This window comes from Acetobacter farinalis, from assembly GCF_011516935.1.
Lineage (GTDB): Bacteria > Pseudomonadota > Alphaproteobacteria > Acetobacterales > Acetobacteraceae > Acetobacter > Acetobacter farinalis.
The window spans coordinates 60,881-76,501 of the sequence record NZ_WOTF01000001.1 but is presented as its reverse complement, the minus strand read 5'-3'; the positions used below and the strand labels follow the sequence as shown (position 1 = coordinate 76,501).

General features: G+C 60.8%; 16 protein-coding genes. 1 reads left to right on the top strand and 15 read right to left on the bottom strand.

Annotation, left to right across the window (positions count from 1 at the left end; translation table 11 throughout):
- Nucleotides 1-20: 20 nt before the first annotated feature.
- From dapD to rpmH, 6 genes are all read right to left on the bottom strand, one after another.
- A complete protein-coding gene (gene dapD / locus GOB82_RS00350) occupies nucleotides 21-869 on the bottom strand; it encodes a 2,3,4,5-tetrahydropyridine-2,6-dicarboxylate N-succinyltransferase (protein ID WP_166118270.1) in 849 nt (282 codons plus the stop codon).
- A 231-nt stretch (nucleotides 870-1,100) separates the two neighbouring features.
- Nucleotides 1,101-2,006: an acetylglutamate kinase gene (argB, locus tag GOB82_RS00345; RefSeq protein WP_166118267.1), complete on the bottom strand. Its 906-nt coding sequence runs from the start codon at nucleotides 2,004-2,006 to the stop codon at nucleotides 1,101-1,103.
- Nucleotides 2,007-2,041: 35 nt separating this feature from the next.
- The gene (gene yihA, locus GOB82_RS00340) at nucleotides 2,042-2,719 is read right to left on the bottom strand and encodes a ribosome biogenesis GTP-binding protein YihA/YsxC (protein WP_166118264.1); all 678 of its coding nucleotides are present in this window, start codon (nucleotides 2,717-2,719) and stop codon (nucleotides 2,042-2,044) included.
- Nucleotides 2,719-4,488, bottom strand: coding sequence for a membrane protein insertase YidC (yidC, locus tag GOB82_RS00335; protein WP_166118261.1), 1,770 nt, complete (start codon nucleotides 4,486-4,488; stop codon nucleotides 2,719-2,721). The genes yihA and yidC overlap by 1 nt, the downstream gene beginning before the upstream one ends.
- A 134-nt stretch (nucleotides 4,489-4,622) precedes the next feature.
- Nucleotides 4,623-5,057 (bottom strand): ribonuclease P protein component, encoded by a 435-nt coding sequence (gene rnpA / locus GOB82_RS00330; RefSeq protein WP_166118258.1) that lies wholly within the window; start codon nucleotides 5,055-5,057, stop codon nucleotides 4,623-4,625.
- A gap of 23 nt (nucleotides 5,058-5,080) precedes the next feature.
- Nucleotides 5,081-5,215, bottom strand: coding sequence for a 50S ribosomal protein L34 (gene rpmH, locus GOB82_RS00325; RefSeq protein WP_166118255.1), 135 nt, complete (start codon nucleotides 5,213-5,215; stop codon nucleotides 5,081-5,083).
- Between the two features lie 149 nt (nucleotides 5,216-5,364).
- Between rpmH and GOB82_RS00320 the strand changes: the two genes are divergently transcribed.
- The gene (locus GOB82_RS00320; RefSeq protein ID WP_166118100.1) at nucleotides 5,365-5,817 is read left to right on the top strand and encodes a hypothetical protein; all 453 of its coding nucleotides are present in this window, start codon (nucleotides 5,365-5,367) and stop codon (nucleotides 5,815-5,817) included.
- Nucleotides 5,818-5,945: 128 nt separating this feature from the next.
- Here GOB82_RS00320 and gloA read toward each other — a convergent pair whose 3' ends face one another.
- The 9 genes from gloA to dxr form a co-directional block, all read right to left on the bottom strand.
- On the bottom strand, nucleotides 5,946-6,338 hold the full coding sequence (gene gloA / locus GOB82_RS00315) for a lactoylglutathione lyase (RefSeq protein ID WP_166118252.1): 393 nt from the start codon (nucleotides 6,336-6,338) through the stop codon (nucleotides 5,946-5,948).
- Between the two features lie 55 nt (nucleotides 6,339-6,393).
- Entirely contained in the window at nucleotides 6,394-7,236 is an 843-nt protein-coding gene (locus GOB82_RS00310) for a UDP-2,3-diacylglucosamine diphosphatase LpxI domain-containing protein (RefSeq protein ID WP_166118249.1), read from the bottom strand.
- On the bottom strand, nucleotides 7,233-8,090 hold the full coding sequence (gene lpxA / locus GOB82_RS00305; RefSeq protein WP_166118246.1) for an acyl-ACP--UDP-N-acetylglucosamine O-acyltransferase: 858 nt from the start codon (nucleotides 8,088-8,090) through the stop codon (nucleotides 7,233-7,235). The genes GOB82_RS00310 and lpxA overlap by 4 nt, the downstream gene beginning before the upstream one ends.
- A gap of 139 nt (nucleotides 8,091-8,229) precedes the next feature.
- Complete coding sequence (fabZ, locus tag GOB82_RS00300; RefSeq protein ID WP_166118243.1) at nucleotides 8,230-8,706, bottom strand: 3-hydroxyacyl-ACP dehydratase FabZ; 477 nt, start codon at nucleotides 8,704-8,706, stop codon at nucleotides 8,230-8,232.
- Nucleotides 8,707-8,751: 45 nt separating this feature from the next.
- A complete protein-coding gene (lpxD, locus tag GOB82_RS00295; RefSeq protein WP_166118240.1) occupies nucleotides 8,752-9,837 on the bottom strand; it encodes a UDP-3-O-(3-hydroxymyristoyl)glucosamine N-acyltransferase in 1,086 nt (361 codons plus the stop codon).
- 2 nt (nucleotides 9,838-9,839) lie between these two features.
- Nucleotides 9,840-10,730: an OmpH family outer membrane protein gene (locus tag GOB82_RS00290; protein WP_166118238.1), complete on the bottom strand. Its 891-nt coding sequence runs from the start codon at nucleotides 10,728-10,730 to the stop codon at nucleotides 9,840-9,842.
- A gap of 4 nt (nucleotides 10,731-10,734) precedes the next feature.
- Nucleotides 10,735-13,182, bottom strand: a complete 2,448-nt coding sequence (gene bamA / locus GOB82_RS00285) for an outer membrane protein assembly factor BamA (RefSeq protein ID WP_166118235.1) — start codon at nucleotides 13,180-13,182, stop codon at nucleotides 10,735-10,737.
- Nucleotides 13,183-13,311: 129 nt separating this feature from the next.
- Nucleotides 13,312-14,424, bottom strand: a complete 1,113-nt coding sequence (gene rseP, locus GOB82_RS00280; RefSeq protein ID WP_265794071.1) for an RIP metalloprotease RseP — start codon at nucleotides 14,422-14,424, stop codon at nucleotides 13,312-13,314.
- A 31-nt stretch (nucleotides 14,425-14,455) separates the two neighbouring features.
- On the bottom strand, nucleotides 14,456-15,613 hold the full coding sequence (dxr, locus tag GOB82_RS00275; RefSeq protein WP_166118232.1) for a 1-deoxy-D-xylulose-5-phosphate reductoisomerase: 1,158 nt from the start codon (nucleotides 15,611-15,613) through the stop codon (nucleotides 14,456-14,458).
- Between the last annotated feature and the right edge of the window lie 8 nt (nucleotides 15,614-15,621).

Below are 15,621 nucleotides of genomic sequence, written 5' to 3'. Positions count from 1 at the left end.
CTGCCTGCCGCCTCCCTTGCTCAGTCGCGCAGCAGATCGTTGATGGAGGTCTTGGAGCGCGTGCGCTCGTCCACCCGCTTCACAATCACGGCACAGGCCAGATTGGGGTTCGGCTTGCCGTCCGCCCCCACAGGGTTGGAAGAGGGCAGCGTGCCCGGCACCACCACGGAATAAGCCGGGACACGCCCCATGAAGATTTCACCCGTTGCACGGTCCACAATCTTGGTGGACGCACCAAGGAACACACCCATGGACAGCACGGAGCCACGCTCCACAATCACGCCTTCCGCCACTTCAGAACGTGCGCCGATAAAGCAGTCATCTTCAATAATCACCGGCGCGGCCTGCAACGGTTCCAGCACGCCACCAATGCCTGCTCCACCGCTGATATGACAGTTACGGCCAATCTGGGCGCAGCTTCCAACAGTGGCCCAGGTATCCACCATCGTGCCGCTGCCCACATGCGCGCCCACGTTCACAAAGCTGGGCATCAGCACCGCACCCGGCGCGATATAGGCGGAGTAACGCACCATGGCACCCGGCACCACACGGAAACCGGCCTTTTCAAAGCGGGCCTGATCCCAGCCCTCAAACTTGACAGGCACCTTGTCAAACGCCGGGCCGCCAGCCGCAGCGCCGGGCATGACACGGCTGTCATTCAGACGGAAAGAGAGCAGAACAGCCTTTTTCAGCCACTCATGCACCACCCAGCCTCCTTCGCTGGGGGCCGCCACGCGCAGATGGCCGGAATCGAGCGCCTCAAGCGCTGTTTCAATCGCCTTGCGATCCTCACCACCCGTGGCGGAGGAAATCCGGTCCCGGTTTTCCCACAGAGTTTCAATATGAGCGCGGAGAGTTTCTTCAGTCATGAGGCACCGTCAGACAGGATGAACAGGGCGACCGGGGCAAAAACCCCCGGCCGACAAAAGGAGGAAGGAACCATGCGGACAGGGCACGCCCCTGTCAACGCGCCAGCACCCCGCATCTGCCATCCCGCCCACACAGAGGCTGGCCCCGGGCAAGATGCGGATGGCAGGAGGGAATGGAACGGTTCAGGCGGCAGCCAGCGGGACCGACCAGAGGGCGGCCCGAAGGGCAGCCTAATCCGCGCGGATCAGCGTGCCGGAGCCAGAAGCCGTAAACAGTTCCAGAAGGCAGGCATGCGGCGTGCGGCCATTGATGATTACGGCAGCCCGGGCACCGGCCTGCACGGCCTCAATGCAGGTTTCCACCTTGGGGATCATCCCGCCGGTAATCACACCATCCGCAATGGCCTGACGCGCCTGCTCGGCTGTAAGTTCGGGAATGAGGTTCCCATCTTTGTCCAGCACGCCGGGCACATCTGTCAGCATCAGCAGGCGCGTGGCATGCACGGCCCCCGCCACAGCACCGGCAGCGGTATCCGCATTGATGTTGTAGGTCGCGCCATCCTCACCCAGACCCACCGGGGCAATCACGGGGATCAGCCCCGAGCCGGAGAGCGCATAAATCACGCGCGGGTCCACCTTCACCGGTTCCCCCACAAAGCCCAGATCCAGCACACGCTCGATCTGGCTATCCGGGTCGCGCACGGTGCGGGTCAGCTTGCGGGCGGTAATCAGCTTGCCGTCCTTGCCGGAAATACCCACGGCCAGCGCCCCGGCCTGGCTGATCAGCTCCGCCACTTCCTTGTTCACGGAACCCGCCAGCACCATTTCGATCACATCGACCATGCTGGCATCTGTCACGCGCAGGCCATCCACAAAGGTGGAGCGGATATCCAGCCGTTCAAGCATCTGGTTGATCTGCGGGCCGCCGCCATGCACCACAACCGGGTTGATACCCACCAGCTTGAGCAGCGCGATATCCCGCCCGAAGGTCATGGCGAGTTCCGCATTGCCCATCGCGTGTCCACCGTATTTGACCACAATGGTATCACCCGCATAACGCCGCAGGTACGGCAGCGCACCGGCCAGAACGGCGGCTTCGTGGTGCAGATCAGGCAAGGAGGAGAGAGAGTCGGTCATGGGCTGAAAATCCTGCTTGATAATCCCGCCGGGTGTTATTGTGGCGGCAGGGCGAAGGCGGCAAGTTCTGCGCGCAGTTGCTCTATGCCCTGCCCGGTCTCGCTACTGGTCAGGGAGAGGAAGGGACACGCCGCAGGATGGCGTTTTGTGAGGGCCAGAACCTCTTCTTCCTTCTGGGCCAGAGCCGTGGGTTTGACGGAGTCACACTTGGTCAGCACAAGCTGAAAGCTGACTGCCGCCCGGTCCAGCAGCTTCATCGCGTCCAGATCATGCTGTTTGATTTCAATACGTGCATCCAGCAGCAGCATCACCCGCCGCAGGCTGGGGCGCCCGCGCAGGTAATCAAACATCATGCCCTGCCAGTCTTCCTTCACGGACTTCGCTGCCTTGGCAAAGCCGTATCCCGGCATGTCCACCAGCATCAGCCGGTTGGCGAGGTCAAAAAAGTTGAGCTGCTTGGTCCGCCCGGGCTGGGAGGAGGCCCGCGCAAGCGTCTTCCGGCCTGTCAGCGCATTGACCAGACTGGACTTCCCCACATTGGAGCGCCCGGCAAACGCAATTTCCGGCAGTGTCTGGGGGGGAAGCTGCCCGAGCTTCTGCGCCCCGAAAATAAAATCACACGACCCTGCAAAAAGCAGCCGCCCCTCTTCCAGGGCGGCATCAATCTGCTCTTTGTTCGTCAGATCACGAAAATCGGTTCCGGCTTCAGGCATCAGCGCTTGCTCACAACAGTGGGGCTGGAGGCAGAATTCTTGTCCGCCGCCTTGAAGCGCCCGAGGATGAGGAACTGCTGCAACGCCGTCAGCAGGTTGCTCCAGCTATAATAGATCACCAGACCAACCGGCTGATGCGCCATGAAGAAGGTGAACACCAGCGGGATGAAGGACATCACCTTCTGCTGAGCCGGGTCCATGTTGGCGGAGCTGGCGCTGATCTTCTGCATCAGGAACATGGTTGCGCCATACAGGATGGGCCATGCGCCAAGGGAGAGAAGAGAGAACACCTGCGCCGGGTCAAACGGAATCAGCCCGAACAGGTTGAACACGTTTGTCGGGTCGGGCGCGGACAGATCCTTGATCCAGCCAAAGAACGGCGCATGGCGCATTTCAATGGTGACATACAGATCCTTGTAGAGGCACCAGAACACCGGAGCCTGAATGAAGAGCGGCAGGAAGCCGCCGAACAGGTTAACCCCCTCGGCCCGGTAAAGCCCCATGATCTGCTGCTGCATCGCCATCGGGTCATCTTTGTAGCGGGCGCGGATCTGGTCCACCTTCGGCTTCAGGCGGGATGTCTTCCAGGTCATGCGCATCTGCTTGATGGTCAGCGGCAGGAAGAGCAGTTTCACAATCACGGTAAAGGTCAGCAGCGCCAGACCGAAATTCCCGATCATGGTGTTGAGCCAGTCCAGCACGAAGAACACCGGGCGTGTCAGGAATGCCAGCCACCCGAAATCCACCGCTTTCCAGAACATCGGCACATGCAGGCTCTGCTCATAGCGGTCCAGCAGACGCACTTCCTTGGCGCCGGCAAACACATGAGCCTCGGAGGAGCCTGTCTGCCCCGCCGCCACCTGCACCGGAGCGCTGCTGGTAAACCCGACCTGATAGGTATGCTGGGCAGGCAGATAGGTATAGGCCCCCGCCACCTGCGCCGTCTGGTCCGGCAGAACGGCCATCAGCCAGTATTTATCCGTAATACCGGCCCAGCCGCCCGTGCCCTGATGGCTCCAGGAAACATTATCCGGCGGCACGCCATCATTGCGCAGCGCCTTGTAGGAACCTTCGTTCAGGCGGCCATCAATGACGGAAATCGGCCCTTCATGCACCAGCATGCCGCCGGTCTCTTCCGGCGTGTAGCCACGGTTCACGCGGTAGTAGGGGAACAGCGCCACAGTCTGTCCGGTGGCGTTATGCACGCGCTGGGTGACGGTGAACATGAAATCCTTGTCCACCGCCAGAGCGATTTCAAAAGTCAGCCCCTGCCCGTTATCCCATGAGAGGGTAACGGGGTGCGTCTCATCCAGCTTTGTGCTGTCCGCTTTCCACAGCGTGTGGGAATCGGGCAGATGCACCGGCGTTTCCGATGCCGCAGCGCGCCAGCCAAAATCCACATAGTCCGGCCGTGTGCCTGTGTCCTGAGCCAGAACGCGCACATCCGGGCTGTCAGGGTTTACGGTTTCCCGGTATTTCTTGAGAACCAGATCATCCAGGCGTGCGCCACGCAGGTTGAGTGAACCCTGCACGGACGGCGCATCAATCGGCAGACGCACCTCCGGCCCATCTGCCGCAACCGAAGCTTCAGCCGTGGCCTGCACGGACGCCCCCGGAGAAGGCAGCGCTGCGCCAGACTGCGGCGCGGGAACGCTTTGCGTAGTCTGCTGGGAAACAGGGGTTGAGGGTGCCTGCGGGAAGAAATAATCGAACCCGATGAGAACCGCGGCTGACAGCAACGTTGCCAGTATCAGACGTCTTGTATCCATTGCTGGCCTGCTGGCCCCCCTGCACGAAACGGAACAGATAATATCAGACCGCGAAACACGGAGTCTTCACGGCACTCTGGTTTCCAGCGCAGGATGAGCAGGATTGCAAGCCGGGAAAGCATTGTCCTGCCCTGTCAGGCAGTGGATGTCTCACTCTGATCGGGCTTCCGGCCGGGCTTACCCCCCCGGTCAGCCTGGGAAAGACACTGCTGCAAGGCTTTGCGAAAATCTGCCACCAGGTCCGGAAAAGGGCGGTCCATGGTTGCGGCGCGGCCAATCAGAACCAGATCAAGGCCGTGGAGAGGTGTTTCAGTCTCAACAATGCGGACAACTTCGCGCAGCCTTCGGCGGGCGCGATTGCGGACCACAGCGTTGCCAACTTTTTTTGTAACGGTGAAGCCAATACGCGGCGCATTGGAGTCGGCCCGCTGAAAAAGCTGGAGCACCAGCCCACGCACAGGAGCCTTGCGCCCGCGCGCGGCCAGAAAGAGAAACTCTTTCCGCTTTTTAAGGCGTTGGGAACGAACAGGCTCAGCCCCCGCTCCCTCCAGACGCTCACGCTGCTGCATGATGCCTGCAAGCCATAAAAAGCTTAAGCGGAGAGACGCTTACGGCCTTTGGCGCGACGGTTGGCAATAACCTTGCGGCCACCAACAGTTGCCATACGTGAACGGAAACCATGCCGACGCTTGCGGACCAGCCTGGACGGTTGATAAGTGCGCTTCATGGCGGCACTCCCTTCATTGAACAGATATGCAGGCAGCCCAGAGCCACCTGTCTTGAAGGGGCGGCTTATAATGTTCAGAAAGGAGAACGTCAATCATATCGGCAGAGTCCCGATGGACTTCACGCCGACAAAAAGAGGACAAGGTCTCCGTGCGTGCGTCTCGTTCTAGCCTCGGCACCGTGCTGGTTCCGTTCAGCCTGCCTTTTCTGGGGGCCATTCTTGCGGGGCTGCTCAGCCTTCCCTTCCCCGCCGCTCTCCTGCCTGTGCTGGTCGGCGCGGGCCTTGGCGCATGGCTGAGCATACGCGCGCAGCATCCGGCAGACCCTGCCCCACGCCACACCCCGGCCGCACCTCCCGCAGAATCGTGCGCGAAAGCCGCTCAGGCTGCGCCGATCCCGGCTAACAGCTCAACACACCCCACACCGGACGCGGACCCAAAACTGCGGCATGATATCCGGAACATTCTCTCTCCAGCCATGCTGGCCGCAGAGCAACTGGGCACCAGCACGGACCCTCAGGTGCTCAAGGCCGCCCGCACCATCGACGAGTCTCTGGACCGCGCCCTGCTCCGCCTGAAGCAGAAGCCCCAACCACACGCCTGACACCACAGCACCAGCAGGGCTGCCATGACCCGTTCCCGGCAGCCCACGCCTGATAATGTCCAGCCGTTGATATCGGGACTGAGTGCCTATCCCCATCAGGCATTCAGCCCTTCCTCTCGGCGGGGCGTTTAGTCAGGCCGCTGGATCAGTTCGACCTTGTAGCCGTCCGGGTCTTCCACAAACGCGATAATGGAGGTGCCGAACTTCACCGGCCCTGCTTCCCGCGTAACCTTGCCACCCCCGGCGCGCACCTGCTCCACCGCAGCGGCAACATCCGGCACACCCACGGCAAAATGCCCGAACCCTGTGCCGACCTCGTAACCCTCATCCTGACCCCAGTTATAGGTCAGTTCGATTTCGGCCTGCCCGGCGGCGTTATCCGCATAGCCAATAAAAACAAGGGTGTATTTGCCATCGGGCACCTCACGGCGGCGCAGTTCATGCATACCCAGAAGCTTATAGAAGGCAATGCTGTTTTCCAGATTCCGCACCCGGACCATGGTGTGTAAATAACGGGCCATAGCCTCTCTCCTTTGCTGGCTTTTCAAACAGGTTCCTGTTTCCCACCTAAGTCTTCTAGCGCGCGAGATGCTCCGGGGTTACCGCAATCAGGAATAAACCTGCCTGATCAGCCTCCGCCACGCAGGCAGCCCGGTCTGTCAGCAAAGTATGTCCGGCCTCAAAGGCAAGGCCGCGCAAGCCCGCCTGATGGGCATTCCGCACGGTGGCGGGGCCAATGGTCGGCATATCCGCCCGCTTGTCCTGCCCCGGCTTGAGGAGCTTGACCAGCACCCCGCCCACGCCCGGCTGGCGGCATTCTCCGGCCCGGGCCAGCATGCGGTCTGTGCCCTCCATGGCCTCTACAGCCAGCACCAGACCATTCTGCACCACGCAGCCCTGCCCGATATCCAGACGGCCCAGCGCATGCACAACCTCAACGCCACGGTGGATATCGGCCATTGCCTGTTCATCAGGCGTGACAGCCCCCAGAACACCCGGCGGCACCACAGCCTGCGAGAGAAATTCATGCGCGCCCCGCACGCAAAAGCCTTCCTCGCCCAGAATGCGCACCAGAGCCGCCAGAAGCCCGTCATCCCCCGCGAACAAGGCCCGCCCCAGCCGGGCCAGAATACGGGCCCCTTCAGCATCGGGATACAGGCTCCGCAGGGACGGACGGCGAATAGGGCCAATCAGCACTAGATCCGTGCAGCCATGCGCCCGCAAAAGAGACAGCATCTGCCCCGCAGCGCCAAGGCGCACACACTGGTGCGGCCAGGGGTTGATCACCTCTGGCTCGGCAAATCCTTCAAATCCAAGAATAAAAACCGGCCGCCCCGCAGCCGCAGCCGCTTCGGCCACTCGTGCCGGAAGCGGACCGCCCCCGGCCAGAATACCAACTGCGCCGGTTTGCGCGCTCACGCGCCCTCGGTTTCCGCCGCGCTGAAGTCTCCCCGCGCCACACGGACAAGCCCGCGCTTGCTGGGAGCATCAATAAAATCGAGAATTTCACGCACGCGCGGGTCATCCCCAAACTCACGCCGCATCACTTCAAGACGTGCGGCAAACGGCCCGTCCTCAGAGGCACCTTTCGGATAGAGCGTAAAGAACGCCTTGCGCATCCGGTGAATTTCAGCCGATTCCACGCCATTGCGCCGCAGCCAGATCCAGTGCAGGCCCACCAGCCGTGCGCGGTTGCCCAACACACTGCCGTACGGAATGACGTCCGCCTCAACACCTGCCACACCCCCCACCAGCGCCGCATGCCCGATGCGTACAAACTGATGAATCGCCGCAGATCCCATCACACGCGCATCATCCTCAATAAGCACATGGCCACCCATGACCACGTTATTGACGATAATCACCCGGTCACCCAGAGAGCAGTCATGCGCCACATGGGCGTTCGCCATAATCAGCACATCGCTGCCGATGCGTGTCAGGCCGCTTCCCGTTGCCGTGCCACGATGAATGGTCACATGCTCACGCACCACCGTGCGCGGGCCCACCTCACAGCGGGTCGGCTCACCCTTATATTTCAGGTCCTGCGGTGCCATGCCGATGGTGCTGAACGGAAAATAGCGGGAGCCTGCCCCAAGGCGCGTATGGCCATCCACCACAACGTGGGAAATCAGCTCCACATTGTCTTCAATCACAACATCCGGCCCGACGGAACACCACGGGCCAATAACCACGCCACGCCCAAGCCGGGCTTCTGGTGCAACGATGGCGGTAGGGTGAACACGCGCGCCCCCGTTTTCTCCTACTGCATGCACCAGTTCCACTCCTTTTCCACCTGTCTGTATTCCGAGGCCCGATACGCACTCGGCCAGAACATCTGCCCGGAAAACCGGGCGTTTTCCGGGCAGATCAGCGTATCTGAAACAAAATTCTGAAAAAAATTAAAACCGGAGCTCAGCTCATGATCATGGCGCTGAACGTTGCTTCCGCAACGGAAACGCCATCCACCTTCGCCACGCCACGGAATTTCCACACATTTGAGCGGTGGCGTTCCTTCACAACGTGGATACGAAGCTGATCTCCCGGCTCCACAGGCTTGCGGAACTTGGCGTTCTCGATTGTCATGAAATAGACAACCTTGCCTTCAAACTCTTTACCAAGCGTCAGCACCACAAGGGCTGCTGCTGTCTGTGCCATGGCTTCAACAATAAGAACGCCAGGCATGACCGGCCGCACAGGGAAATGACCCGGAAAAAACGGCTCATTGACGGAGACATTCTTGATGCCCGTCGCCTCTTCTCCCAGCGTGATATCCACCATCCGATCGATGAGAAGAAAAGGATATCTGTGCGGAATCGCCTGCATAATGCGCGTGACGTCAATCGCCTCGATTTTCTGAACGTCCGGCTGCGATTCTTGTTTCGTCTCCACGTCCCCGTGACCACCCTTTTTCGCCGGACAGCGCCCGGAACCAGTTCAACCCTTGCCCGAACCGTCTTCTGCCGGTCCGGACGCTTTTTTGGAGAGCTTGCGCAGCACTGCCACATTCCGGAAAAATTCCCGGAACGGCATGGCAGGACTGCCAATCACATCCGCCCCACTCTCGACATCGGACATCACGCCGCACTGGGCACCAATCCGCGCCTTCGCCCCGATACGGATATGCCCGATCAGACCTGCCTGCGCTGCGACAGTGACATAGTCTTCCAGCACGGTAGAGCCAGAAATCCCGGCCTGAGCCACCACAATGCAGCAGCGCCCGAGTTGGGCGTTGTGGCCGATCTGAACCAGATTGTCGAGCCGGGAGCCCGCGCCAATCACGGTATCATTGACTGACCCGCGATCAATCGTGGTGTTCGCGCCGATTTCAACATCGTGCTCCAGCACCACCTGCCCAAGTTGGGGAACAGTTTCAAACCCGTTCGGTCCGACGGCAAAACCAAAGCCATCCTGCCCGATGCGCGCACCCGGCAGGATAATCACCCGTTCTCCCACCATAGCGTGTGAGAGCGTAACCTGACTGCCGATACGGCAGTCGGCCCCGAGCACCACACCATCACCCACAACCGCATGGGCACCAATCACGCAGCGCGGGCCGATTTCAGCCCGCGCACCCACCACCACAAAGGGGCCGATTTCGGCTGAAGGGTCCACCACCGCACTGGCATCCACCACGGCGGAAGGATGCACACCGGGGTTGGGCGGAGCCTTGGGATGAAACAGCCGCGCAACGCGGGACCACGCCAGATACGGCGTGGCGGAAACAAGGGCTGCGGAGTGCGCGGGCACCTTGTCAGCAAAGGCTGGAGCAACAATGATCAACCCTGCCTGCGTCCCTTCCAGAAGGGACGCATACCGGCGGTTGTCCAGAAAGCTGACATCTTCCGCGCCAGCCCCCTGAAGCGGGGCAATTCCGGTATATCCGCCCGCAGGAAAAGACCCTTCCCGCGGGGGAACCAGAGTGGCTCCGGCTGCTTCAGCCAGAGCCTGCGCGTCAAACGGACCAGACCGGGTAAAAAACCGGGGGTTTGCTGGACCGGAAGATGTCCGTGCGTTGGCCATTCTTACTTATGCGCAGCAGGAGCTGCGGCGGGTGTGACGGCAGGAGCCGGACCAGAGGCAGGACCTTCCTGATCAGCATCCGCTGTGGTGGGCATCTTGCCGGATTTGGCCAGCACTTCCGGGTCTACATTCGCATCGGGAATGAATACGGAAGGCAGGACGCTGTTAAGCTGCTTGGCTACTTCGTTGGTAATATCCTGGCCATCCACATGCAGGGCAACCTGCTCGCTGTGCAGAACCAGGTTCATGCCGTGAGAGGCCGCAACTTTCTGGATTACCTGAACCAGCTCACGCTCGATCTGCCCCAGAGAAACCTGAGCGGCTTCCTGAATGATACGGTTGCGGTTACGGAAGTCGCGCTGCGCCTTCATCACGCGGTTCTGCAGGCTGCGCTCACGGCTCTGAATCTGCTCGGATGACAGGGACTTGGCCTGAGCCTGCAGAGTCTGCTGCTCATCACGCCAGCCGGCCTGTTCCTTCTGCAGATCCTGCGCCAGAGCATCACGCCGGCCGCCCAGAGTACGCTCCACCTGCATGGCTGCGCTGGACTGGCGCATGACACCGGAAACGCTGATCACACCAATAACCGTCACCGGAGGTGCAACGCCCTTTGGCAGGTCCGGCATGGCGGGAATGGGCGGCAGCGGCAGAACAGGCGGCGTCTGCTGGTCAGCTTCGCTGCTGTCAGCCGGAGGAGCGGGCAGCGGCACCGGAGACGGGGCGCGGCGCTGCGTATGCGCGGCAGGAGGAGCAGGCTGCTGGGCCGCTTTGGGCACAAACCAGCCACCACCGGACTGACCAGCATTCTGGGCCATGGCAGACGGTGCAAGCGCAACGGAAACTGACAGGAGAGCCGCGGAAAGAGCGGCTGTTCTGTTAAACTTGGACATCATTACCTCAGAATTGCTGGCCGAAGCCAAAGCGAAGGAGCTGTGTACGGTCATTGTGGCTGCGCATGACAGGCACACCCAGATCGATATTCAGCAGACCGAACGGGCTTTTCCAGGAGAAACCGGCACCGGCACTGACACGCGGCCGCAGGGTATCACCCGACACGCGGGTATAATCCGGCTGGTCGGTCACGGGGTTGGTCAGGTTCCGGCGCACACGCAGCCCGGCAACACTCCCGGAGTCCACAAACGCACGACCCTTCACGCCCATGTCAGACAGGAACGGAATGGGGAAGTTAACCTGGGCGGACGCGGTATACATAAAGCGGCCACCGATCAGATCTTCTGAAGAATGCCCGTAATACCCGACGCTTCGCGGCCCTGCACCACCATCAAGGAAGCCGCGCAGGTTGTTACCACCAAGATAGAAGTTATCGATGATATCGTGGCGGCCACCGCCCCAGTCCGTCATGTACCCCATGCCAGCCCGGAAGGACACCGTCCATTCATGGCTGTTCATCAGGTTATCCAGCGGGATGTAATATGCGGCGTTAACCTTGCCGCGCAGATAGCGTTCATTCCCGCCAAGCCCGGCAAAGTCACCGCCCAGAGAGATCATGTAGCCGCTATGTGGCACCATATGGTTATCGCGCGTGTCATACACGAGATTGGTGCTGAGCTGGGAGAGCGTGGAATGCCCCTTCTGATCCAGCACGTACCAGGACGATTCGTCCCACGTGTTCCCCACGCCACGGCGGATCAGACTGTAGCTCCAGGACTGGGACAGATAGCGGTTATAGGCATAGCCCATACGCAGGGTCAGCCCATACCGGCTTTCAGAATAGTTCTGGTACGTCTGATACTTGTTCTGGATACCGAACAGGTCAAACCCGGCCACAAGGTTACGGCCGAGGAACGCCGGATCGGTCACAGAGAAATCGGCCTGCTTCTGCCACATGGACATGGTGCCGGACAAGCCGGCATCAATACCCGTTCCCAGCAGGTTATGCTGCTTCAGGCCGATATTCCCCAGAACGCCAACGTCCGTTGAATACCCGCCGCCCAGTGAGAACTCACCGGTGGGCTTTTCCGTCACGTTGACAGCAACGTTCGTGCGATCCTGTGCGGAGCCTGCGCTTTCATCAAGAGAGACGGACTTGAAGAACCCGAGATCTTCCAGACTCTGCTTGGCGTATTTCTTGTAGCTCGGCGTATACGGGTCACCCTCGGCAAACGGAAGCTGGCGGCGGACAACGTTATCCTGCGTGATGGTATTCCCGTTCACGTCAATACGCTCGATATACCGGCGCGGGCCTTCGCTCACATCAAACAGCAGATTGACGGTGTGCTTTTCCGGGTTCCGTGCAATTTCGGGGCGCACCATAGCGAACGGATGACCCTGAGACTGAAGGATTTCCTCCATGTCCGTTGCGTTGTCCTGCACGGCCTTGCCATCGTACCACTGGTGGGCAAACAGCTCGACATACTTACGCAGGGACTTCGCCGGAACATGCCGCAGGCTGGAGCGGATATCCACCTTCCCCAGACGATAGCGGATGCCCTCGTTCATGGTGAAGGTCACGTAAAAGGATTTGCGGTCCGGAGAGAGTTCGCCCGTGGCGTTCTTGACCTCGAAATCCACATAGCCGTTGGCCAGATAGAACCGGCGCAGCAGCTCGGCATCATATTTCAGGCGGTCCGGGTTGTACTCATCAGCAGAGGAGAAGAACCGGTACCAGGCTGTTTCCTTGGAGGAGACCACACCTGCCAGACGCGCTTCCGAATAGGCCTTGTTCCCGACAAACGCGATCTTGCGGATAAGTGTCTGCGGACCTTCATTGATCTGGAAGACAACATCCACGCGGTTGTGGGCCAGACGAACGATCTGGGGCGTGACCACCGCGGCATAGCGGGCTTTCTGGGCGTAAACGTCCAGAATTTTCTGCCGGTCATCCGCCGTGGTTTCCGCCGAGAACACCGCGCGCGGACGCAGGGCGATCACCTTGCGCAGGTCTTCATCCTTCGCGGCGTGGTTCCCCTCGAACACGATACGGTTGACGATGGGATTTTCTACCAGACGGACCTGCAGGATATTTCCTTCACGCCGCAGTTTGACATCCTTGAACAGGCCTGTGGCGTAGAGTGTCTTCAGGGAGCGGTCCAGATCATCCTGGCTGAACAGGTCCCCCGGACGCACCACCATGTAGGACAGCACGGTATTGGTCTCGATACGGGTATTCCCGGAGACCGAAATATCTTCAATCACGCCACCCGAGCGCTGCGCGCTGGTGGATTCTGAAGTGGAAAGCCTGGCATGCCGCGTGGCGGAAACCGAGGCTGGCACCCGTGCCTGTGGGCCGGCGTCTGCCGCAGCGGCCTGCGCCGCTCTTCCTTCAGCCAGAAGGAAAGGCAGCACGCAAACAGAAACAAAGAGGGCTGAACGCTTACCCGTCAAGATTCGCCATCCTCCATCCGGGTCGTTCCCATCTCAGGAGACCATCCCCTGTTGTGCTGTCGCCCGCAGGGGGACGTATCCGATATAACCCTTGTCACGCAAGTTCTTCCGTTCCAACCCAGCTGTAATTCAGCTTGCGAGCGATGCAATCCACTTGAACAGTCCCAATCCCGACAGGTCATTAAACGTCGAAAACAAGAACAGGCCCGCAAGAAGAGCAAAACCGGCCCGAAAACTGATTTCCTGAATCCGTTTTGAAACCGGACGCCCCCGTACAGCCTCTATGGCATAAAAAACCAGACGTCCGCCATCAAGAAGCGGCACAGGGAAGAGATTTATTAGCCCCAGATTGACAGAAAGCAAAGCCATGAACGAAAGCAGGCTCGCAAAACCATACTGCGCCACCTGCCCTGAGAGCTGCGCAATCTTGAGCGGCCCGCCCAGATCTCTGGCGGTGTGACGGCCTGTGATGATCTGCCACACCCCCTCAAGCGTCTGCACTGAGACAGTCCATGTGGATTTGGCGCCCGCCACCACCGCATCCGGCAGGGCAAGCGGTTTCCCAACCTCTGTTGCAAACAGTACGCCAAGCTGGCCATGCGGCGCGGAACCTGTCGACTCCGGTGCTTTCCCGATTGTCACCGGCAGGTCCATATCCTGCCCGGCGCGGCGGACTGTCAGCGTTGTGTCCGCCCCCGGCTGGGCCGCGACAGTCGCCTGCACATCCTCAACACCGGTCACCTCATGCGTGCCGATTCTGCGGATTACGTCACCTGTCTGCACCCCGGCAGTAGCGGCCGCACTTCCCGGCGTGACAGCAGCCACCTCATTGCGCACACTCGGCTGCCCCGTTGTGGCGAACAGCAGCGTGAACAGCACCATGGCCAGAAGGAAATTGAACACCGGCCCGGCCAGAATGACGATCGCGCGGGACCAGACGGATTTATCATGGAACGTGCGGCCCGGAATCCATGCGGCCTTCTGCTCCGGCGTGGCGTCTTCCGGGTCTTCAAACCCGTGCGGCCGCACATAGCCGCCAAGCGGAATGGGGCAGATGCGCCACTCCGTGCCGCTGCGATCATGCCAGCGGAACAGGGCCGGACCAAAGCCCAGAGAGAACACTTCCACATGCACCCCCCGCCAGCGCGCGGCCAGATAGTGCCCCAGTTCGTGAATGGTCACGAGCACGCCAAGCACAAAAGCGAAGGAGAGAACTGTACGGAGGTATTCGTGTATCATGATTATCCGAATATCGGCTCAGAGAGCTGTTTTCTCAAGCCGCGAGGGCAAGAGTGTGGCGGCGGGCCATCTCACGCGCTTCAGAATCCCAGTGCAGCACGGCTTCCAGCGTTTCCGCCGGAGGAGCGCCCAGAGCCTGCATGGTCTGCTCCACCACGCGGGCAATGTCCAGAAACCCGATCTGTTCCTTCAGAAAGGCGTCCACCGCAATCTCATTGGCTGCGGAGAGAATGGCAGGCGCAGCCCCCCCTGCCCGCAGGGCCTCACGCGCAAGCCGCAAGGCCGGGAACCGCACCAGATCCGGTGCACTGAATTCCAGCGTGGCAAAGGCGGCAAGGTCCAGATGGGAAGATGTCGTGCCCATCCGCTTCGGCCAGGCCAGCGTGTGGGCAATGGGGATGCGCATATCGGCTGACCCCATCTGGGCGATCAGGCTGCCATCCGTATACTGCACCAGCCCATGCACAACGGACTGCGGGTGCACCAGCACATCAATCCGCTCTTCCGGCAGATCGAAAATGCGGGCGGCTTCAATAATTTCCAGCCCCTTGTTGAACATGGTGGCGGAATCAATGCTGATTTTCGCCCCCATGCTCCATGTCGGGTGCTTCAGCGCCTGTGCGGGCGTTGCGGCTTCCATCTCTTCCAGAGAGGCCTTGCGGAACGGACCGCCGGACGCTGTGAGGATGATTTTCGCAACCTGATCCGCCTGCTTGTCCGCCATGGCCTGCGCCACGGCGTTATGCTCGGAATCCACCGGCAGCAGCGTGGCCCCGGCCGCTGCTACGGCGCGGAGCATGACATCTCCCGCGCACACCAGCGCTTCCTTGTTGGCCAGCGCAATGGCGTTCCCGTTTTTGACGGCAGCCAGCGTGGGCTCCAGCCCGGCAGCGCCGGTAATGGCCGCCATGGTCCAGTCCGCTGGCAGGGCCGCCGCCGCAATCACCGCCTCACGCCCGCAGGCTACCTCCGTACCGCTGCCGGCCAGCAGGGTGCGCAGCTCTTCAAAAGCGGTCTCATCCGCCACCACGGCCAGTTCGGCCTTCAGGCTTCTGGCCTGCTCCGCCAGACGCACCGCATTGCTGCCACCCACCAGAGCGCGCACCCGGAACTGGTCACGCGCCTGCTCCAGCAGATCCACAGTTGAACAGCCAATGCTGCCAGTGCTTCCCAGAACGGTAACGGTTCTCATGCGCTCTC

Bases quoted from the DNA above. Each gene is read 5' to 3' on its own strand.
- dapD (WP_166118270.1), bottom strand. From the start codon at position 869: ATGACTGAAGAAACTCTCCGCGCTCATATTGAAACTCTGTGGGAAAAC.
- argB (WP_166118267.1), bottom strand. From the start codon at position 2,006: ATGACCGACTCTCTCTCCTCCTTGCCTGATCTGCACCACGAAGCCGCC.
- yihA (WP_166118264.1), bottom strand. From the start codon at position 2,719: ATGCCTGAAGCCGGAACCGATTTTCGTGATCTGACGAACAAAGAGCAG.
- yidC (WP_166118261.1), bottom strand. From the start codon at position 4,488: ATGGATACAAGACGTCTGATACTGGCAACGTTGCTGTCAGCCGCGGTT.
- rnpA (WP_166118258.1), bottom strand. From the start codon at position 5,057: ATGCAGCAGCGTGAGCGTCTGGAGGGAGCGGGGGCTGAGCCTGTTCGT.
- rpmH (WP_166118255.1), bottom strand. From the start codon at position 5,215: ATGAAGCGCACTTATCAACCGTCCAGGCTGGTCCGCAAGCGTCGGCAT.
- gloA (WP_166118252.1), bottom strand. From the start codon at position 6,338: ATGGCCCGTTATTTACACACCATGGTCCGGGTGCGGAATCTGGAAAAC.
- lpxD (WP_166118240.1), bottom strand. From the start codon at position 9,837: ATGGCCAACGCACGGACATCTTCCGGTCCAGCAAACCCCCGGTTTTTT.
- GOB82_RS00290 (WP_166118238.1), bottom strand. From the start codon at position 10,730: ATGATGTCCAAGTTTAACAGAACAGCCGCTCTTTCCGCGGCTCTCCTG.
- dxr (WP_166118232.1), bottom strand. From the start codon at position 15,613: ATGAGAACCGTTACCGTTCTGGGAAGCACTGGCAGCATTGGCTGTTCA.